The organism is Moraxella bovis (assembly GCF_025985205.1).
Lineage (GTDB): Bacteria > Pseudomonadota > Gammaproteobacteria > Pseudomonadales > Moraxellaceae > Moraxella > Moraxella bovis.
Map to the genome: position 1 here is coordinate 1,562,551 of NZ_CP087840.1, position 20,585 is coordinate 1,583,135.

Annotated in this window: 22 protein-coding genes and 1 pseudogene; 12 read left to right on the plus strand and 11 right to left on the minus strand. The window is 45.3% G+C overall.

What is annotated here, in order from left to right; genetic code table 11:
* Positions 1-35 precede the first annotated feature (35 nt).
* Positions 36-2,558, plus strand: a complete 2,523-nt coding sequence (locus LP107_RS07655) for a lipase family alpha/beta hydrolase (protein WP_112742210.1) — start codon at positions 36-38, stop codon at positions 2,556-2,558.
* A 95-nt stretch (positions 2,559-2,653) separates the two neighbouring features.
* Here the strand turns inward: LP107_RS07655 and LP107_RS07660 are convergent, their stop codons facing one another.
* The 4 genes from LP107_RS07660 to LP107_RS07675 all read right to left on the minus strand — a co-directional run bounded on the left by LP107_RS07660 (position 2,654) and on the right by LP107_RS07675 (position 4,580).
* Positions 2,654-3,457, minus strand: a complete 804-nt coding sequence (locus LP107_RS07660) for a UDP-2,3-diacylglucosamine diphosphatase (protein ID WP_078273307.1) — start codon at positions 3,455-3,457, stop codon at positions 2,654-2,656.
* Positions 3,458-3,522: 65 nt separating this feature from the next.
* Positions 3,523-4,032, minus strand: coding sequence for a peptidylprolyl isomerase (locus LP107_RS07665; RefSeq protein WP_112742209.1), 510 nt, complete (start codon positions 4,030-4,032; stop codon positions 3,523-3,525).
* A 58-nt stretch (positions 4,033-4,090) separates the two neighbouring features.
* Complete coding sequence (locus LP107_RS07670; RefSeq protein WP_112742208.1) at positions 4,091-4,348, minus strand: Txe/YoeB family addiction module toxin; 258 nt, start codon at positions 4,346-4,348, stop codon at positions 4,091-4,093.
* Positions 4,338-4,580 (minus strand): type II toxin-antitoxin system Phd/YefM family antitoxin, encoded by a 243-nt coding sequence (locus tag LP107_RS07675; RefSeq protein WP_228157840.1) that lies wholly within the window; start codon positions 4,578-4,580, stop codon positions 4,338-4,340. Before LP107_RS07675 ends, LP107_RS07670 begins: the two co-directional genes overlap by 11 nt.
* Before the next feature lie 44 nt (positions 4,581-4,624).
* On the opposite strand from LP107_RS07675, the gene LP107_RS07680 reads away from it, so the two are divergent.
* On the plus strand, positions 4,625-4,789 hold the full coding sequence (locus LP107_RS07680) for a hypothetical protein (protein ID WP_162860378.1): 165 nt from the start codon (positions 4,625-4,627) through the stop codon (positions 4,787-4,789).
* 81 nt (positions 4,790-4,870) lie between these two features.
* Here the strand turns inward: LP107_RS07680 and LP107_RS07685 are convergent, their stop codons facing one another.
* The 7 genes and pseudogenes from LP107_RS07685 to LP107_RS07710 form a co-directional block, all read right to left on the minus strand.
* Complete coding sequence (locus LP107_RS07685) at positions 4,871-5,158, minus strand: YeaC family protein (RefSeq protein WP_078273310.1); 288 nt, start codon at positions 5,156-5,158, stop codon at positions 4,871-4,873.
* Positions 5,159-5,335: 177 nt separating this feature from the next.
* Positions 5,336-6,127, minus strand: coding sequence for a helicase HerA-like domain-containing protein (locus LP107_RS14470; RefSeq protein ID WP_410173928.1), 792 nt, complete (start codon positions 6,125-6,127; stop codon positions 5,336-5,338).
* Positions 6,114-6,701 (minus strand): annotated as a pseudogene (locus LP107_RS14475) (helicase HerA-like domain-containing protein). Before LP107_RS14475 ends, LP107_RS14470 begins: the two are co-directional and overlap by 14 nt.
* Before the next feature lie 96 nt (positions 6,702-6,797).
* The gene (locus LP107_RS07695; protein WP_264676264.1) at positions 6,798-7,316 is read right to left on the minus strand and encodes a bestrophin family protein; all 519 of its coding nucleotides are present in this window, start codon (positions 7,314-7,316) and stop codon (positions 6,798-6,800) included.
* A complete protein-coding gene (locus LP107_RS07700; RefSeq protein ID WP_264676263.1) occupies positions 7,306-7,518 on the minus strand; it encodes a bestrophin family protein in 213 nt (70 codons plus the stop codon). The genes LP107_RS07695 and LP107_RS07700 overlap by 11 nt, the downstream gene beginning before the upstream one ends.
* Positions 7,515-8,312: a purine nucleoside phosphorylase YfiH/LACC1 family protein gene (locus tag LP107_RS07705; RefSeq protein WP_264676262.1), complete on the minus strand. Its 798-nt coding sequence runs from the start codon at positions 8,310-8,312 to the stop codon at positions 7,515-7,517. The genes LP107_RS07700 and LP107_RS07705 overlap by 4 nt, the downstream gene beginning before the upstream one ends.
* A 118-nt stretch (positions 8,313-8,430) precedes the next feature.
* Positions 8,431-9,480 carry an RluA family pseudouridine synthase gene (locus LP107_RS07710; protein ID WP_264676261.1) on the minus strand — a complete coding sequence of 350 codons (1,050 nt, stop codon included), beginning with the start codon at positions 9,478-9,480 and terminating at the stop codon, positions 8,431-8,433.
* Positions 9,481-9,618: 138 nt separating this feature from the next.
* On the opposite strand from LP107_RS07710, the gene LP107_RS07715 reads away from it, so the two are divergent.
* The 10 genes from LP107_RS07715 to LP107_RS07760 all read left to right on the plus strand — a co-directional run bounded on the left by LP107_RS07715 (position 9,619) and on the right by LP107_RS07760 (position 20,577).
* Positions 9,619-10,689, plus strand: a complete 1,071-nt coding sequence (locus LP107_RS07715) for an outer membrane protein assembly factor BamD (protein ID WP_264676260.1) — start codon at positions 9,619-9,621, stop codon at positions 10,687-10,689.
* 106 nt (positions 10,690-10,795) lie between these two features.
* Positions 10,796-11,143 carry a PilZ domain-containing protein gene (locus LP107_RS07720; RefSeq protein WP_112742204.1) on the plus strand — a complete coding sequence of 116 codons (348 nt, stop codon included), beginning with the start codon at positions 10,796-10,798 and terminating at the stop codon, positions 11,141-11,143.
* A 264-nt stretch (positions 11,144-11,407) separates the two neighbouring features.
* Positions 11,408-11,923: an adenine phosphoribosyltransferase gene (locus LP107_RS07725; RefSeq protein ID WP_078274212.1), complete on the plus strand. Its 516-nt coding sequence runs from the start codon at positions 11,408-11,410 to the stop codon at positions 11,921-11,923.
* 292 nt (positions 11,924-12,215) lie between these two features.
* On the plus strand, positions 12,216-13,373 hold the full coding sequence (locus tag LP107_RS07730) for an efflux RND transporter periplasmic adaptor subunit (RefSeq protein ID WP_264676259.1): 1,158 nt from the start codon (positions 12,216-12,218) through the stop codon (positions 13,371-13,373).
* A gap of 1 nt (position 13,374) precedes the next feature.
* The gene (locus LP107_RS07735) at positions 13,375-15,315 is read left to right on the plus strand and encodes a MacB family efflux pump subunit (RefSeq protein WP_078274211.1); all 1,941 of its coding nucleotides are present in this window, start codon (positions 13,375-13,377) and stop codon (positions 15,313-15,315) included.
* Between the two features lie 3 nt (positions 15,316-15,318).
* Positions 15,319-16,704, plus strand: a complete 1,386-nt coding sequence (locus LP107_RS07740) for a TolC family protein (protein ID WP_264676258.1) — start codon at positions 15,319-15,321, stop codon at positions 16,702-16,704.
* Positions 16,705-16,876: 172 nt separating this feature from the next.
* Positions 16,877-17,623, plus strand: coding sequence for a DMT family transporter (locus tag LP107_RS07745; RefSeq protein WP_264676257.1), 747 nt, complete (start codon positions 16,877-16,879; stop codon positions 17,621-17,623).
* Between the two features lie 286 nt (positions 17,624-17,909).
* Positions 17,910-18,752 (plus strand): hypothetical protein, encoded by an 843-nt coding sequence (locus LP107_RS07750; protein WP_078274207.1) that lies wholly within the window; start codon positions 17,910-17,912, stop codon positions 18,750-18,752.
* 425 nt (positions 18,753-19,177) lie between these two features.
* Entirely contained in the window at positions 19,178-19,822 is a 645-nt protein-coding gene (locus LP107_RS07755; RefSeq protein WP_078274206.1) for a DedA family protein, read from the plus strand.
* A gap of 47 nt (positions 19,823-19,869) precedes the next feature.
* Positions 19,870-20,577: a Smr/MutS family protein gene (locus LP107_RS07760; RefSeq protein WP_078274205.1), complete on the plus strand. Its 708-nt coding sequence runs from the start codon at positions 19,870-19,872 to the stop codon at positions 20,575-20,577.
* Positions 20,578-20,585: the final 8 nt, after the last annotated feature.

Below are 20,585 nucleotides of genomic sequence, written 5' to 3' on the forward strand. Positions count from 1 at the left end.
TATCGGGAAAATATCAATACACAACAAGACCCCGTATGACCAAACTTACGCTAAGTACCCTAAGCCTTACCCTAACTCTTGTTATCACAGGGTGTAGCACGCTTCACAAGCCCAAACAAATCCAATCGAAAATCATCGACACACATCGTGCCAACATCACCACTCGCCCACAAATCAGTGCTGCGGCAAGCAGTATCTTACTGTCATCAGGTCTGACCCAAGATGAGTGCATGAATGCCTTTGATGACTGTTTGGACAAAGTCAAAGAAGTACTTGCCTTTGGCAATCCGCAAGTTGCCGTCAATGACCGCCAGCACCAACACATCGCCAGACCCACCCTTGCCCTACTCTCTGAGTTATACTACACCAAAGCCCTAAGCCTTGGCGAGCAGGACGCTTGTCAAAGCCCAACCCGTCCACCGCTAGACCCCTATTATGCCAACGCTCCCCTATCCGCCAGTGAGCAAGCCGATAAGCAAAAGGAGCGTCACGCCTGCCTATCTGCTAAGCGAGACGCCATTAAGGCAAGCATTAACCACAGCTATGCCTATCTGTTTTATGACAGCTTGACAGGACAAAAGACCACATCGCCCCTAGTCACCGAGAACGACATCAAGGCTCAGGACTTGTACCATGTGGCGAGCAACGCCTTGATTGGCGAGCTGTACCAAGCCCAAAACGGGGCTTTTGCCAACGCTCATCAGCAGGGCTTTCATCTCACCCCCACCAGTGACTACGGTCATATCCTTGCCAACAGCTACCACAGTGATGACGTCACCGTCAATCTCTACCTTGCCCATGACTCTGACTACATGGCAAATCTAGATGTAAGCTCACAAAATCAGCACCTGCTCTCCGACCTAGTCTCAGCTTATGACTCACGTTTGGCAGACTTAAATACCACCAGTAGCCGAGCAGGTCTGGGTGTGCCTTATGTGGGTGTGTTGCCTGATCGCCGAATGATTACCCTACGAGAGCTGGTTGGTCAAAACCAGTCCACCAAACCACGCATCAGTCACGCCATCGACAGCACTACCGCTGACCCTGCCGATAACCCAACCGACAACCCCACCAAAAACATCAAAGCAAATAACCCTCTGCTTAGCCAAGACCTTGACAGCATCGTCAGTCGCATTCATCCCACAGGACACATGCTCCTGACAGGCGTGGTCAAGCCCCAAGGCACGCACTTGTCTGACGTGCTGTCAGCAAACGTGCTAGACGTGCATTTTTTTAACCCTTATAAAACCAAAGACATTGAGATTTTGGGCAAAAATTACCCCCTATCGGCAAACTTCTCAGCAGGGTACGCCCTATGGCTTGCCGAGAACCAACTACAAGGCGTGGGCATTTTAAACATGCTAAACAAAAACACCGCCACCCTGCCCCAACTGTTTATGTTAAAGCCCTACGACCCCAATCAAAAAGTCATCATCATGATACATGGCTTGGCGTCCAGCCCTGCCACATGGGTCAATCTCACCAACAATCTCTTTGCCGACCCCGTCCTGCGTGATAACTACCAAGTATGGCAAGTGTTCTACGCCACCAACCTGCCCATGCTCGAAAACCGCTACCAAATCCGTGAAGTCATCGACACCGCCTACGCACTCACCGACCCCAACGGCACTCACCTTGCCAGCCAGCATAGCGTGATTATCGGGCATAGCATGGGTGGTATCATGGCAAGAATGCTTGTCTCCGATGATGATTTGTTACCCCGATTGGATGATTTGGGTAAATTGGATGATTTGGACAAATTGGTTGATGCCACGCATATAGACGGCATGGATAATGGCGACCTAAATAAAATCACCAACAACCAAACCCACCCCCATGACAATACCCTAATCAGACAGCTACTTGCAGACACTTACCAAGAAAATTTTAACAACCGCTTTGCCCTGCATGCCCTGCCACAAGTTGATACAGCAGTGTTTATCTCCGCCCCTTTTGCAGGCACGGACTATGCCGACCGCTGGTTTACCCGCTTTGCCCGCCGTGTCGTCCGTCTACCCCTAGACATCACCAAAACTGTGACTGGCACCATCATAAACAGCGGACAAGTGGACAGCACCCAGCTCCAAAACAGTGCCATCGGCTCACTCTACCTACAAAATGGACCAAGCCAGCTCTCCGACCAATCCGCCTTTATAAAACTTACCAAAGAGCTAACCATTAATGACAATGTCGCCTACCACACCATCATGGGCGACCGTGCTGGTAGTGCCGAGAGCTTGCAGGGCAATCTGGTCGGGCAAAATCTCTCTGACGGCATCGTCCCCTATGACAGCTCTCACCTAGACGGGGCGGTCAGCGAAACAGTCGTCACAGGCGGACACAACATTCACGAAAACCCCAAAACCATTTTGCAATTACGCAAAATCCTACACGAGCATTTAGCACGTCATGGCGACCATACGACAACAGATGTGGCAAATGACGAAAAAGATGGGCAAGACAGGAAAGATGGGCAAGATAAAGAAAGTGGGAAATCCACAACAGATGACATTGACGAAAAAATCGTTAAAGAAGAGATGAACGCCAATCTCAATTAATATGGTAATTTTTTGATGATTGGGAGTTTTTTGAGACGCAGGGGCGAATCACATTCGTCCTTGATGAATTGCTGATATAACGTTAAAAATGGCGTTTATTTTACAAACCAATCAAACACCCAAAGCCCTACGCCATCACTATCCAACGCCCCAATCACCGCTTGCACTTTGTTATCGATATACCGCCAATCGCCAAGTACCATGCGTTTTTTGTCGCCCAACGTATGTACGGCAGGACGGTGCGTGTGTCCGTGTAGCAGGATATCACACGTTTTCATGGTTTTGGCGACCATATCGGAGTTTACGTCCATGATGGTGGTAGGTTTTTGGTGTTTGTCGCTGTGGGATTTGGCTTTGATTTTTTGGGCAAGGCGTTGGCGGTAGGCGAGCGGTTGTTTTAAAATAAGCCAAGAGATGACAGGATTTTGGATAATTTTTCGATAACGCTGATACGCCTTATCATCGGTACATAGCCTGTCGCCATGTTCTAGGCGAATGGTTGTGCCATTTGAAAGTGTTAAAAAATGCGGTTCTTTGATAAGTGTGCCATAAAAGGTATCACACAGACTTTGGCGAATGGCAAAATCTCTATTGCCGTGCATGACATAAATGGTGGTTTTTGTGGAGAGAGTTTTTAGGGTATTTAAAATAGGCGTTAAAAAATGCCGTGCTTTTTTGTCATCGGACAACGTCAAATAATCATCATCGCCAATCCAACCGTCCAGCCAGTCGCCCAAAATATAAAGGCTTTGCAAGTTTGGCAAAACGCACAAATCTTTGATAAGTGCCAAAAACGCTTGATTTAGGGCAGGCGTGTCGCTTGATAAATGCAAGTCACTGACAAATACCGCACTAATATCATGGGGGCGAGTGGTTAATAAGTGGTCAAATTGTTGCATGGCAAGGCTTAAAATGAATAAAAAGGGCGAAAATGATTCGCCCTTACAACCAAAATAACGGCTAATTACTTAGAAATCACTTTGGCAGAGTTAATGACAATCGGTGTGGTCGGTACGTCTGAGTGATAGCCATAACGCCCTGTGGGTACGCCTTTGATTTGGTTTACCACGTCCATGCCGTCTGTTACTTTACCAAACACCGCATAGCCCCAGCCTTGTGGCGTTGGGCTTGAATAATTCAAAAAGTCGTTGTTTTTGACGTTGATAAAAAATTGAGCCGTTGCTGAATGTGGGTCTGATGTACGAGCCATGGCGATTGTGCCAACATCATTGGTTAGACCGTTGTTAGCTTCGTTTTTGATAGGGGTGCCGGTGCGTTTTTCGTTCATCTCGCTATCCATACCACCGCCTTGAATCATAAAGCCGTCAATCACACGATGAAAAATCGTGCCGTCATAATGACCGCTTTCGACATAATTAAGGAAGTTTGCCACCGTAACAGGGGCTTTTTCGGCGTTAAGTTCAATAACAATCGCACCGTGTGTGGTGTCAAACTGTACAACAGGCATGTCCATAAGGATTCCTTATAAAAGTGAAAACTGGCGAGTATTATAGCAAAAATTTGATAAATTGTTAAGCCTCATAATGATGACGGCATGAAATGATGAGTGTTTCACTTTCGCAACAATAAACCAAGCGGTTGGCATCATCAATGCGTCTTAACCAGTAGCCTGTTAGGTTATATTTTAATGGTTCGGGTTTGCCGATACCGTCAAAAGGGTCTCGTCTGCAATCCTTAATCAAGGTATTAATACGTTTTATGGTTTTCTTATCTTGGCTTTGCCAATACAAATAATCCTCCCATACCTCATCAAACCATCTAATCCTCAATCAAATCCCTTTGGGTAAGTTGACGATTTTTTACCGCTTGCACGCCACGCATAAGGTGTTCGGCATTAGCAGGGTTTGACAATAGATAATCTGTTTCTTTAAAAGCATTATATTCATCAAGACTAATCACCACCGCAGAATGTTTGCCACGTTTGACAATCACAGGGGCATGGCTGTCTTGAACATAATCAAGGGCGGACGCTAGGTTTTGGCGAAATTCGCTATAATTCATCACTTACATGATAGCCTCCTAATTACACTATTGCACTCTACAAAATGAAAAAAGCACTACGGTTTTTCGTTCGTGGTGAGCTATGCCCGCCCATGACGGAAACCGACCCACAGGCAAGCTTGTGGCGAACGGAAAACCTAGTTCAGCATACTTTTTGGACTACTACCCAATTTTTTATACTGCATGAGCCAAAAGCATTTGACCCATGAAACATTGTTGATTCAAAACAGTCATGAAAACACTCCTAAACCAAATACAAAAGAACGTGATGATACTCGTTTAAACCCGCCTCACTTAAACTTCACAGGTCGCTCGGCATTGGGATAATGATGTTCATGCTCGACATCACACTCTTCACCCACCGTTGCCCCCTTATCATCCTTAGGCTTTTCAATATAGCCTGTGCGTTCTTTTACGGGCAGGTACTCATGCTCCCACACCATGACCGCTTGCATACAGGTTTGGCGTTGTTCGTCCGTTAGGCGAACGCCATTATCCCATTTGCCAATCTCAATGGCGGTGCGGAATTTGGCGACGATTTCGGGGGTTAGGCTGTTTAGGATGTCTTGTTTGTTCATGTTTGACCTTTTTGATTTTGGATTATTTAAGTAAGTTTTTTATCACACCCATCAGTCCACGGCTGATTGCTCGGGTCGCTTGCTTATTCAACTGACTGCCCAGTGCGTCCGCCACATCATACGCCATGCCTTGATTGCGACTTTTACGCCCGCCTGACAGACCACCAATAAAACCATCTAACGCCCCCAGCTCTTTTTTGTCTGATGATTGGACGATTGGCTTTTTGCCTTGTCTTGTTCTGCCTCTGCTTTTTGGGCAAGCTGTTGGGCTTCTAGCTGTGCCAAAGCCTCAAATGCCGAATGATTGTCCACGCTATCTTTATAATAGCGATACAGCACATCGGACTCAAAGCTGGCTCGGCACTCTTCGGCTGTCAAAGGCGACAAGGCAGACGCAGGCGGTAGGATATAGGCACGCTCGACCACGTTTGGCATGCCCTTTTCATCCAAAAATGAGACAAGAGCCTCGCCAACACCAAGCTCGGTAATGGCACTGGCGACATGCAAATTTGGGTTGGTGCGAAACGTATCAGTGGCTGCTTTGACTGCTTTTTGGTCTCGTGGGGTAAAGGCTCTTAGGGCGTGCTGAACACGATTACCAAGCTGTCCTAATATCGCATCGGGCAGGTCAAGCGGGTTTTGGGTCACAAAATACACCCCCACCTCCTTAGAGCGAATCAGTCTGACCACCTGCTCCACCTGCTCTGTCAGAGCCGATGATGCGTTGTCAAACATCAGATGAGCCTCATCAAAGAATAAGACAAATTTGAGCTTATCAAGGTCGCCCACTTCGGGAAACCTCTCAAAAATCTCTGCCAAAAACCACAACAAAAACGCACTGTACAGACGGGGCGAGAGCATGAGCTTTTGGGCATTTAGGATATTAATCACGCCCCGACCGCCCTCGGTCTGCACCCAGTCTTCTAGGTTCAGCTCAGGCTCGCCAAAAAAGTCATTACCCCCCTTCACTCTCTAACTGTAAAAGCTGACGCTGTATCGCCCCGACACTCGCTGGCGAGACGTTGCCATACTGCGTGCGATAGGTTTTGGCGTTATCAGCGACGTGAGTGAGCATGGCTTTTAGATCTTTTAAATCTATCAAATGCCATCCGTTGTCATCTGCCACCTTAAAGACAAGATTTAGTAGCCTCTTGGGTGTCGTTTAGGTTTAACAGGCGAGCCAGTAGCATTGACCCCATCTCACTAATGGTAACATGCACGGGAATGCCGTCTTTGCCGTACATGTCCCAAAACCGCACAGGAAACCCTGTTAGATGGTCATCGGTCATGCCAAATTCTTGCATACGCTCGCCAATCTTACCGCTTGCCACGCCTGCACGACCAAGCCCTGATAAGTCGCCTTTGACATCCACCAAAAAACTGGCACACCTGCACGGCTAAAACCCTCTGCCATGGTTCTAAGCGTGACGGTCTTACCCGTGCCTGTCGCTCCTGCGATGAGTCCATGGCGGTTTGCCATATTGCCTAAGAGATTCATTTGGCTGGCGGTGTCAATCGTGCGAGCAATGGGAAATATGGTCATAATGTGCCTTTTGGTAGGTGTAAAAGCATGAATGAATTTTAGTGAGTTATCCAAACAGCCATTATACTGATCTTTTAAAATAAAGCAAATTTTATCCTAAGTAAATGCCCATCTGACCGTATCACAAAAAGTTAAATCGCCCATCGCCTGTGGCAAATCATCCGTCGCCACGCCCATGAGTGCCAAGGGCGTACTACTGATACGGTCGCACCCTGCTTGGATGTTACCCATTTCGATGATGTGGCGTTGGATACTGGTATAGATGATGTCGCTGATTTGCCCTGATTTGACAGCATGGATAAGACGGTGTTGCATTCGCTCTAACACCACCTGTGGGGCGTTGATGTGCTGACGAATGAGCATATTTAACTCATCTTTATCTTTATCATCAATATCCAGATAATCGGCAAATCTCTCCACGGGCAGTTTTTGATGACGTAGGCGGTCTCTAAATAAATTGACAAAAATCAGCATATCCACGAGTATCGCTCGCCTGTCATCATCATGTAAAAAATGACTGTCCCGACTCAGATGACGGGTATTGGCAATCAAAGCACCCCACAGCTTACGCCCTTCCCACCATCTGTCATAGCAAGCATTATTCCTAAATCCCAAAAAAAATGGACAGCACCACGCCAAACACCGTAAAGCCGACCGCAGGGACGTTTTTGACGGTGTAGAGCTGATAATGCGACAAGCCCCACGCTATCATAGACACCGCCATAAGCAGGATGATCATCGGTAGCACTTTGGGCAGTATCGTGCCATGCCACATGAACAGCAGTTTTAGGCTGTTGTGTTTATCACGGACTATCATAACTTAACAATCACAGTCGCCATACGTCCTGTGGCGGACTTTTTGGCGTGGGTTTGCTGGCGGTATGAATAGTATTTGAGGTTAGCATAACTACACGGAACGGTATCGTTTATGACCGTAATATTTAAATAGGACAGTTGTAATTTGGTTAATTTTACAATATCAACCAAACATTTATCATCATCTTTATCCGTGATAATCTGTTGATATAACTCATCAACTGTCAATGCCACTAAGGTTTTATCACTCACTTGGCTGATGATGTCATGGGCTAGGGTTTTGTTAATTTCATAATTATCATGGCTGATACACGCCCCGATGACGGCTTTGATGTTGGTTTTATTGGTAAACTTTTGATAAGTATTTTTAATAATGCCTTTGGTTAGCCCTTGCCAACCTGCATGAATACAGGCGATTTGGCTATTCTCATTATCCACACAATCATCATTAAAAAGAGCAATCGGCACGCAGTCGGCGGTCATGATAGACAGTCCCACGCCTGCCTTGTCGGTGATAAATGCGTCTGCGTCTTGGGGGAATATGGCACAGCTAGCATGTGCCACAATGTCGCTGTGGATTTGGTTTAGCCAGTGGATTTGGCTTATTTTATCATTTGTCAGTTTATTTAACTTATCCAGTAAAGTCATGCGGTTTGCCAAAACTTGCTCGCTGTCATCACCAACGTGTAGCCCCACGTTAAATGAACCGTATAAATCATCGCCCCATTTGTCAAACTCGCCTGCGTGGGTTTGAATGATGAGTACATGGTCGTTTTGGTGTAATATATCAAACATGATAATCCTGTTAATTTTTAAATTTGATTTTGGATAAATTGGTAGGGGCAAATTGCCATTTACCCTTGATAAATCAACCAATTATATAACGTTGAAAATGGCGTTTTGTTTTATAAAACTATTCTTGCAAAATCCCAATCATCTTAACCATATCAGACGGCATATCACGACTAAACACCAACGCCTTGCCTGTGGTCGGGTGGATAAAACCGAGCTTGTGGGCGTGCAGGGCTTGACGGGGGAAATCTATCACCGCTTGGCGAGTGGTGGGGGCAAGACCCGATTTTGGCAATCCGCCATAAACCTTATCGCCAAGCAAGGCATGACCAACATGGTACAGATGTACACGGATTTGGTGAGTACGCCCCGTCTCCAAGCGAACATGGAGCAAGCTATAATGCGTACTCAGTGGCGTGGCGGATAGGATGTGCGTGGTGGCAGGTTTACCGCCGTCCGTTACCGTCATTTTGGTGCGATGAATGCGATGTCGCCCTATCGGTACATCTATCGTGGCATGGCGTAAAATGTCGCTTGGCACACCTGTGGCGATACATTGATACTCCCGATAAACCGATTTGTCTTTTAGTTGCTCGGTCAAATCAAGCTGGGCGGTTTTGGTGCGTGCGACAATAAGTAGCCCTGATGTATCCTTATCAATGCGGTGAACCAGTCCTGCCCGTGGCAGGTGGGCGTTATCAGGATAATGATACAATAGGGCATTGACCAGCGTGCCTGTGCGATTGCCCGCCCCAGGGTGGACAACCAAACCGACAGGCTTATTTATCACAATCACGTCATCATCAGCATAGACCACGTCAAGGGGGATATTTTCGGGCAAATCTTCGCTGTGATTGTCAAGCGTGGCGGATAGGGTCAAAATATCGCCTAGCTTGACACGGTATTTGCTTTTTTGGGGCGTGTCATTGACAAGCAGACTTTCATCATCAATAAAGCCCTGTATCTGCACTCGGGAAAAACCATCAAACACGTCGGTGGCGATTTTGTCTAGGCGTGTGCCGATGTCGGATTCGCCAACCGTGTGGCTTTTTATCAGTGGACTTGGCGAGTCTGTCTCGGCAAATTCATCATCATTATCATTTAAACTGGATAAATTAGGCAAATCAGATAAATCGTCATTGGCGGCCTGATTAAAAGCATGCTCTCTCATGATTATGTTTAAATTACTTGGAAAAAATAAGCCATTTTAGCATTTTTTGTTAAAAATCGTCGATTTTATTTTGGTGTTGTTCATTCTTAAAATTTTGTGGTAAACTATTTCAAATTTTTATTGTAATTTGGACAAAAAATGAACAAAACTGCCAAACTTACCCTAACCGCCATCATGACATCTGCCGTGCTACTTTCTGGTTGCTCCACCCTAAAAGGCATTGGCAAAAAAGACAGTGAAGTTGTACAAAGTGCCGAACAGTCCGAGCTAGGCTATTATAAAACCGCCCAAGCCGCCCTTGAAAAAAACCGTTATAACGAAGCCATGAGTGCGTTAAATAGCTTACGCACGTTTTATCCGACAGGGCAATATGCCGAGCAGGCGTTGCTGGATTTGATTTATGCCCAATATCGTGCCAACGACTTTGAATCGGTAACCAAAAGCACTGCCGAATTTATCCGCTCCTATCCAACCAGTCGCCATGTTGATTATGCTCTATACGTCCAAGGCGTAACCAACATGGGCGGGGCTCCCAAAGCCTCCCGCTTATTTAACCTTGACCAGTCCCAACGTGATGTATCTTACCTGCGTTTGGCATTCCAGGATTTTTCCAATCTCATCAAGCACTTCCCAAACAGTGCCTACGCTCCTGATGCTGCCCAGCGTATGAGAGCGATTTATAACGACTTTGCCGAGCATGAACTGGTCGCCGCTCGTTGGTATGTCAAGCGTGATGCTTATGTCGCCGCCGCCAACCGTGCCAAGTGGGTGTTTCAGTACTTCCCCCAATCGGACGGTGTGCCAGAAGCCATCGCCATCTTAGCACACAGCAATGAGCAGTTGGGACTGACCGACACCGCCAACCAATACAAAACCCTACTCCAAATCAACTACCCCCAATACCTTGGGGCAAATAGGCAGGTCAATATCGGCAACAGCCAATCTTTTGCCAAAAAAGCCTTGTCATCGATAAGTTTTGGTAGATTTGGACGTGCCAAAGACACCCCCACCTATCAAGGCGGTCAGTATGACGGTGCGACACACACACAAATCATCACCTCCGCCCAAGCCCTTGCCCTACCCCAAGCAAGCCCTGAAAGTGCCGACATCGCCACACCAAAACCTGCCGACACACGCAACACACGCCGTATCGGTCTAGGTCTGCCTACCGATGAAGCCGAGGCAGGTAACACCAACCAAACCCCCTAACATCATCACATTTGACCCCCAAAAATCTACCTTTTGGCGGTCAGTTTTGCCAAATCATGGTGTTGATGATAAAATTGGTTTTATTTTTTGATTTTTAGGAAAAGCTATGGCAATGCCTGTTCGTGGCGGTATTCTAACCTGCAATATCGCTGACACCCAAACCCTATACAGCAGTTATCTCTCTTTTGTCACTCATGGTGGTATTTTTGTGCCGAGTGCCAGAAAGCACAGCCTTGGCGAAGACGTGTTCGTGGCATTTACCCTACCCAGCTCTACCGAACGCTATCCGCTTAACGGCAAAATCGTGTGGCTTAATGAAAAAGGCACGCCCAGTAAGCCTGCTGGTTTTGGCATGCAGTTTGGTACCGACCCTAACAGCCTAAAACTCAAAAACGAAATCGAGCGACTGCTTGCCGGTGAAGTAGAATCCACCAAACCCACTTATACCATGTAAGTGTTGCGGACAAATTTGCCAATTACATGGTTATTTGTTATAATAATGGAAAGCACGGATTTTATTCGTGCTTTTTTATGGCAATTTTAAGACGTATTAATCACCCTATTCTCAACTTGTATAAGTGATTGATTTATCAAGGGCGAATTGCAATTCACCCCTACAACCCGAAAAACAATCATTGAAAAATCAATAAGTTGTAACTTTAAGTTGAGATTAAAGTATTAATTTTTAAATTTAAAGGCAACTTTTTAAAGACAACTTATGAAACACTCACATCCTTTTTGGCAAATCATTCGCACCGTTCCCAATTTTCCCAAAGCAGACATTGATTTTTATGACATCACGCCCCTATTATGGCATGTTGATGAACTCATTAACGAGCTTTTAAACGCCCTGCCCGATGGCATGATTGATGAAGTAGAATGCTTTGCCACCACCGAAGCACGGGGCTTTGTCATCGGCAGTCTGCTATCAGGACGTACTGGCAAACCGCTCCTGCTCATTCGCAAAGCTGGCAAACTGCCACCCCCTGTCCATCGCCAAAGCTATGACCTAGAATACGGCACCGACACCCTAGAAATCAAAGCAGACGCCCCCAAATCCAAAGTGCTACTGGTTGATGACGTGCTTGCCACTGGCGGAACGTTAAAAGCAAGCAAACTTCTGTGCGAGCAAGCGGGGCATAACGTGCTTGGGGCATTGGTACTGCTTGATTTGCCAAAGTTGCACGGCGATATCGGCATGGATACTTACGCCGTGATGAATGATGTGGACTGACGGCAATCTAATACCAAAATACTCAAATCAGAGCACACACTAGATAATCCCACTAACTTCCTGATTGTGTTGGGTATTCTTTGGCTTTATTAGACCAAATACAGTAAAAAATACCCGACCTTTTACAACCATCCAACCTGTAAAGTACACCGCCTGTTTTTGCTTGAAAAATCAAACCCAGCTCAACCTATCTTTAAGCCATTACTCACAGTCAAAACATAACAATCCCATACTTTTATTATGGTGAATTTTTTTGTATAATAGCAATGCTATTCATTTAACATCATACATTATGACAAACAAAAAATTCAAAAAACCCTTGATTTTTATCATCATTTTGATGATTGGAGTGGCGTGTGCTACTTTCTTTTTTTATCAAAAACAACCGCCAAAACAGCAATACCTCACGCACACCGCTGGGTTTGCCAACATCGAGAGTACTGTCATCGCAGGCGGTCAAGTCTATGCTGAGGAGCTGATTGACGTGGGGGCTCAGGCAACGGGGCGTGTGGACAGACTGCACGTTAAGCTAGGACAACGGGTCAAAAAAGGTGAACCCATCGCCGATATCGATGCCACTCAGCAAAAAAATGCCCTAAAAGATGATGAGGCAAGCTACAAATCCTTGCTTGCTCAGCACGACATCAAAAAAATCCAGCTTGCTCAAATCGAGCATGAATTTAACCAACAAAAGCAAGGCTATCAAGCAGGCGTGGTAGCAAAAATAGACTACACAAAAGCAAAAACTGCCCTATCCACCGCCCAAAAAGAGCTAAGTGCAAGCATGGCTCAGCTTGAGCAAGCCAAACTCAAAATCGCCACCGCCAAAACCAATCTGGCATATACTCGCATTACCGCCCCCATGGATGGTGTGGTGGTAGCGGTCGTTACCAAAGAGGGTCAAAACATCAACGCCATGCAGTCATCGCCAACCATCATCAGGCTGGCTCAGATTGATACGGTGCAAATCAAAGCCAAATTCTCCGAAGCGGACATTCCCAAGCTAAAAACAGGCATGAATGCCCACTTTACTATTTTGGGCTTACCAAATCGACAGTTTGAGGCCAAGCTCCAAGATTTAGAATTATTCCCCACTGATACCACTGCTCAATCAGGGGCGGTGTATTATTATGGACTGCTCAGTGTCCCAAACCCCGACCATGAACTCTTTATCGGCATGACCGCAAACGTTACTGTCACCATTGACAAAAAAGAGCAAGTACTCACCATTCCCATGACCGCACTTGGCAAACAGCTCTCTGATGACACCTTTGAGGTACAAGTCATTGATGATGAACACAGCTCCACCCCCACCATCGAGACTCGCACCATCAAAACAGGCATCAACGACAAGCTCTCTACCGAAGTGCTATCAGGACTAACACAGGGCGAAAAAGTGGTGGTCGCCACCTCAGACGGCACGGTCGAAAGTGTCAGCATGGGGCTATGACATGGCAACACCCATTTTATCACTAAAAAACATCAAAAAAAGCTTTGCTTTTGGTGATGACTCCCTAGAAGTGTTAAAAGGTATTGACCTTGATATTTATAGAGGAGAAATGGTCGCCATCGTGGGGCAATCAGGCTCTGGCAAATCCACGCTCATGAACATCATGGCGTGTCTAGATACGCCGACATCAGGCGAGTATCGGATTGACGGTCTTTGCACCCAAGAGATGAACGGCGAGCAGTTGGCAAGCCTAAGACGAGATAAGTTTGGTTTTATTTTTCAGCGTTATCAATTACTTAGCAGTCTCAACGCCACCGCCAATGTCGCCATGCCTGCCATCTATGCAGGGGTGAGTCAAAAAACTCGTGAGCAAAAAGCCCAAGCCCTACTTGCCAAACTGGGGCTAGAACAACGCCTCGACCATTATCCCAATCAGCTCTCAGGCGGACAACAACAGCGAGTATCTATCGCTCGTGCCTTGATGAATGGCGGGCAAATCATCTTTGCGGACGAACCCACAGGGGCGTTGGACAGCCAAAGTAGCCGTGATGTCATGGCAATTTTGACCGAGTTAAATCGTGAGGGACACACGATTATCCTAGTAACCCACGACCCCAAAATCGCCCAAAGTGCCAGCCGTATCATCACCATCGCAGACGGTCAAATCATCAGCGATGACAACAACAGCAATAATACTGCAAACACCACCCAAGATTTTCAACAAAACACTCATCGTACGCTAAATTTTCAAGCCATCGGTCGTATCAAAGAGGCTTTTCACATGGCGGTTTTGACCATGCTTGCCAGCAAAATGAGAACGCTTTTGACCATGCTTGGCATCATCATTGGCATCGCCTCTGTGGTACTCATCGTGGCACTTGGCAACGGCTCAAAACAGCAAATTTTAAACCAAATCAACAGCATGGGCTCATCAACCATCAGCGTCTTTATGGGTGGTGACAACGAGGACGACACCACACCGCCCAATGATTTGACCTTTGATGACATGTATGCACTCGAAACATTACCCTCTGTCGCCAGTACCTCGCCAGATTTGAGCATGAGTATGACCGCCCAAGTTGGCAATCACAGCAAAGGCGTGCAGGTGGACGGCGTGGGGCTAAACCATCATCGTTTGCAAAATGTGCAGTTTATCGCAGGGGGTATGTTTCGCCAAAGTGATTTGGATAATTTTAGCCAAAACGTCATCATCAGCGAAAAAACCAAACAAGCTTTTTTCAAACAAAACAACGCCTTAGGGCAAATTCTCATCTTAAATGGTGTACCCACCAAAGTGGTGGGCGTATTTAAATACAATGGCATTGAGGGCAATTTTGACCGCAATCTCAAAGTATGGCTTCCCTATCGTACCTACCAAGCCCGCTTTGCAGGCGAGTCGCCACGCCTAAACAGCATTACGGTACTACTAAAACCAAACGAGTCGTCCGCCCTTGCCAGCGAAAGCATCAGCCAGCTTTTAACCCAACGGCACGGCAAAAAAGACTTTACCCTATTTAACAGCGACAGCCTTGCCAAAACGGTCGAAAAAACCGCCCAATCCTTGACCCTGCTCATCGGGGCGATTGCAGTCATCTCGCTACTGGTTGGTGGGATTGGCGTGATGAACATCATGCTTGTCTCCGTTACCGAACGCACAGGCGAGATTGGCGTGCGTATGGCGGTAGGGGCAACTTATGGCGACATCGTTTGGCAGTTTCTCATCGAGGCGATGGTGGTGTGTGCGTTGGGCGGTGTGCTTGGGGTGCTTTTGGCGTTTGGGCTTGGTGGATTGTTACAACTCTTTGACATTAAAGTCATTTTCTCGGCAACTTCCATCGCCCTTGCGGTGGGTTGTGCTAGCCTGATTGGGCTTGTTTTTGGGCTAATGCCTGCTCATAAAGGGGCAAAACTAAATCCCATCGAAGCATTAAACAAAGGATAAATAATGAATAATATCAAACAGCTAATTATCATCACAGGCATCATTACCCTAACCGCTTGTCAAAGCACCTCACCACCCAAACCCACCGCCCCCACGCCCATCATGGTGGACAATACCGCCTATTGTTTGACGATTGATGACCCCATTTGTCATCACGATTGGTGGACGGTGTTTGGCGATGAGGTGTTAAATGATTATATGAAAAAGGTCGTCAAGCACAATCACGAATTGTCGGTGGCGACATTAACCCTACAAAAATCCTTGCTTAACCAACAAAAATCTCAAGAGCGATTTTTGATAAATAGCCAAGCTGGCGCCAACCGCCAAACCCAAAAATCGCTATCAATGGGCGAAACCACGCATTCACGAGGCTTTGACGTTAATCTGGGTGCCAGTTGGGAGGTGGATTTGTGGGGAAAATTGCAATTACAACAAAATCTAACCGAATGGGAGACCCATGCCGTCCAAGCCGACCGCCAAGCGTTGTTTTTGAGCCTAAGTGCCAATGCCGTGCGAGAATATATCAACTTGATTGGCGTTAACCAAAAACTTATGGACGCACAAAAAGCCCAAGCCTTTCAACAAAAACAACACCAATATCTAAAAAAGCAAGTTGATTTAGGGCTAATTGCCAGAGCCGATTTGGTTGCCATCGAACAAACCCTAAACAATCTAAAACAAACCACCCTAATTTTAGAGCATCAAAAAAATGACAGTTTGGCAAACCTTTCATTATTGGCTCATGTTGATAGGGATAAATTACCTACCACCCTAAAAAATCAGCACCAAATCCCAAAAATTCCCCATGATTTTTATCACATCAATGCCAATGCAATATTAAACCGCCCTGATTTGCAAGCCTTGCTTTGGCGATTGGCAATTAGTCTCGAACAAACAAATCTACTACAAAAAAATCAATATCCCACCCTTGTGTTTAGTGCAGGGGCGACCGCCCAATCGCCCAATTTACTCGACTTATTAAAAGTGCCTGTCTTAAATTGGGGTGTTTCGTTAAATATCCCCCAACTTAATTATAAAGAATACCAGCACAACATCAACATCGTCCAGATTGATGAGTATATCGCCACCTTAAACTATCAAGACACGACTCATAAAGCCCTAAATGACGTACAACAAAAATTAAATGCTTGGCAAAATGGCAAAAACAATCACGATGTTTTATTAACCGCTCAAAAATTGGCAAAAGAGCAATTGACTCATCAACAAAAACGCCATGAATTGGGACTCATTTCCACCAAAGAGTGGGTAGAACACCAAGAAACCTACCGCCAAAGCCAGACCGCCCTAACTAATAATACCATCAATCAAGTGCTTAATTGGATAGCGGTATATCAAGCGGTGGGTGGATTGCCAAATGAATCACGCTAGGACATGCCTGTCCTTTATAACGCTTTTAAATCACAACTTAAAACTAAAAACCATGTCTAATCCCACTAATCCCAATCAAGGCTCGTTTTTGGCTCATTTTATATGGTGCTCTCATGCCTGTCATTTGCCATTGTGCTGATTTTTTATCAAATTTGCAGGGCAAAAATTTGCCATGCGCACCTATGAGCTGACCTTTTGGCGGGTGCTGTTTTCGCTGATTGTGGTTGGTGGATTTTCATGGGTTAAAGGGCGAGATTTTCGCACGGCTTATCCAAAGGAGCATTTTTGGCGGTCGCTGGCAGGTTCGGTTGCCTTGCTTATGAATTTTTATATCATTTTGCACCTGCCCCTTGCCACCGCAAGCAGCCTACAAAACACATCTGCCCTGTTTTTGGGGCTGTTATCCAGTATTATTTTAAAGCAAGAACCCACGCTCATAAATTGGCCATCGCTTACCTTGGGCTTTGTTGGCGTGCTTATTTTGCTAAGACCGAGCGGTGGGGGCGACACCTTTGCCATGCTCGTGGGACTAGGTAATGGGGCGATTAGCGGTTATGCGTATCTGCAAGTGCGAGAGCTGTCTTTACTTGGCGAGCCTGCGTGGCGGATTGTGTTTTATTTTTCATTATTATCCACGCTGACATCAGGCGTTTTGGCGTGGTATTTTGGCTTTACGCCTGTGAGCCTAGCAAGTCTGCCTTATATTGTTGGCATTGGCGTTACCGCCCTAGCAGGGCAACTTTTGATGACTTATGCCTATCAAGTTGGGCAAAAATTTGTCGTGGCGACACTGTCCTATCTTGGCGTGGTGTTTGCGATGATGTTTGGGGTGATGTGGCTTGGTGAACGACTTGACACATGGGCATTGCTAGGCATTGTCATCATCGTGGCAAGTGGCATTATTAATGCCAAGAAGTAGGACACATCAATCACATCATTGGCAAACGATTACCATATTGACATTTTATTTTAATCGTTCACATGTTGACACTTATTGATTTATTATGCTATAATATTCCACACTAATAATAAGGTTATGTTTTATTCATTCCAAAAACACAACCACATCGGGGCATGCATTATTATTTTTGACATCTAAAATAAAAAAATGATTTTATTATCAATAATTTATCTTAAATTCATCAAATAACCTCGTTAAACACGCCCCAACAACTTTTTTTACTCATCCAATTGTGAGGTAAACCATGCAAAAAATCACAACCATCGCCCTCATTGCAAGTGGGGCATTATACACATCCTTGACACACGCAAAAAACCCAGTCGAGTTCAGTTTGGGTGTTGAGCGTTATCAGGAAACCTACCGAGAATATGAAAACGGCGAACGTTTCATGCAACAACAAGGAAACTTAAACGCATTTAACGGCTCTATCAAATACCATTTTAATGAAAAAGATGCCATCAAAATAGAAGGTAGATACGCCAAAGGTAAAGTTGATTATACAGGCGGAGAGAATCCCAGTTCAGAAAACCCTGAAGGCACCCCCTACGGTTCAGTTCATCAAAAAGGTGCACCTCGTCGCTCTTATGATATTCGTTCATTATATGTTTATGAAAAATCGATTCGCCCCAATGTCAGCATTATTGGTGAGTCTGGCTTGGGATACCGTGTTTTACAAGATTTAAGTGCTCGCATAGATTCAGAGGATTACAATAGAAAAAACAAAACCGCCTACACACAAATAGGCTTGGGTGCAAAAGTGGGGCTTGCTCATGGATTTGAATTTACACCAAAAATCGCTTACAATCAAGGCATTTACGGTCGCCAATACTCTTATTTGAGTGATGGCACCGTCGCCTTAAAACAACACAATGCTCGTGGCTTTGAAATAGAATTACCCATCAGCAAACAATTTTCTAATCAAACCAAAATCAGTTATACTCCTTATTATCGTGGTTGGCGTGTCCCCACTTCTAGTACTTTTGAACGTGTTGAAACTGATGAAAACGGCGATTCAGGTGTAGCAACCTATAGCGAGCCCAAAAACCAAACTAACGAGGTTGGTTTTAAATTGCAATATTCATTTTAAGTGCCACTTGCGATATTGTCATCTCAATGACATTAAAACCAACAAAACTCAAAATTCCCCCATCCATCAATGATATGACACATTGTTTAGATTGGGGAATTTTGGTTTAGCCACACCGCACAAATTCAAAAGCCATATCTCCATAAACCAACTAAACAAAAAATTAATACGATTTTGTAGGAGCAAATCACAATTTTATCTATATAGTGTAATGATTTGTTTAAATCACTTTTAAAGCTCCTTTGGTATAAATGCACCCATCAACCCTAAAATTTGACACAACTCATCAAAACAATTGTTATACGCTCTATGTTGTCATAATGATTTTAATCCAGCTTTTTACATTTGTTCAGCACAAAATACCAATGCTACACCAAAATATGTTATAATTATCCGCTTTTATTCCCTTTTCATGGTCTGGCTACATGGACATCATTTTACAACTTTTTGATTTTATTTTGCACATTGACGAACACTTAGCCTTCTTTTTGGCGGATTATGGAATGTGGATTTATGGCATTTTGTTTTTGATTATTTTTGTGGAGACAGGCTTGGTGGTCATGCCTTTTCTGCCGGGGGACAGTTTGCTGTTCGCAGTGGGGGCATTGGCGGCATTTACAGGCGAGCTAAATCCTGCCTTGCTTATCGCCCTATTGTTTGTGGCAGCAGTACTTGGCGATACACTCAATTATCATATTGGCAAATACATCGGTCCAAAGGTATTTGAAAAAAACTACCGTTTTATTAACAAAGAATACCTATTTAAAACCCAAGCATTTTTTGAAAAACACGGTGGCAAAACTGTGATTTTCGCCCGCTTTTTGCCTTTTGCTCGCACCTTTGCCCCCTTTGTGGCAGGGGCAGGGACTATGAATTATAAGCGGTTTATCAGTTATAACGTCATTGGTGGATTTTTGTGGATTACATCCTTTGTTCTGCTTGGCTATTTTTTTGGCAACCAGCCTGTCATCAAGGATAATTTTACTTATGTGATTTTTGGCATTATCGGATTTAGTGTGTTGCCGATTGTCATCAGCTTTATCAAGCAAAAAATCAAACCCATGGCTTAATCACTCATTTATTTTTAATCACTCATCTATTAGCGACAGGTATCATCATGACTACATTTAAAGACTTACTCTCCAAAGACGCCCAAACCCAACTCAAAGAAATGGGCGGTAAATCATCCACCAAGTCCGAGACCGACAGCAACGGCAAGCCCACCACCGCCAATGTCATGGGTAAAAAAGAAGTCGCCCAGCACGTCAAACGCTTTGGCAGTGAGCTGATTGACGATGATAAAGTGTTATTCATGCAAGCGATGAGCGGTGTCCGCCCCCTAAAACATGAAAAGTCGGTCAATCACGCCAAAAAAACCGACCCCAAAGACCCCACCGCCCTATTTCGCCGTGCCAATGCCGAAGGGACTGATGAGCTAACCCAAGCCAGTTTATCCGACATGCAAGCCCTGCTAAACCCCGTGGCGGGCGAAGCATTTTTAAGCTACAAACACCCCACTTTGCAAAATAAAGTCTTTGAACAGCTAAGACAAGGCAAACTGCGTTGGTATGATGCGGTAGATTTGCACGGGTCAAGCATTGATGAAGCCCGAGATGCCGTCCAAACCATCATCACCAATGCGGTCAAACATGGCGAAACCGTGGTCAAAATCGTCCACGGCAAAGGCACAGATGCCATCATCAAAACCTGTGTCAATGGTTGGTTACGCCAAATCAGCGATGTCATGGCGTTTGTCTCTGCCCCTGCCAATGATGGCGGTAATGGAGCGGTGTTGGTGCTGATTAAGAAAAAGAAACTCGGTTAAATTTTAGG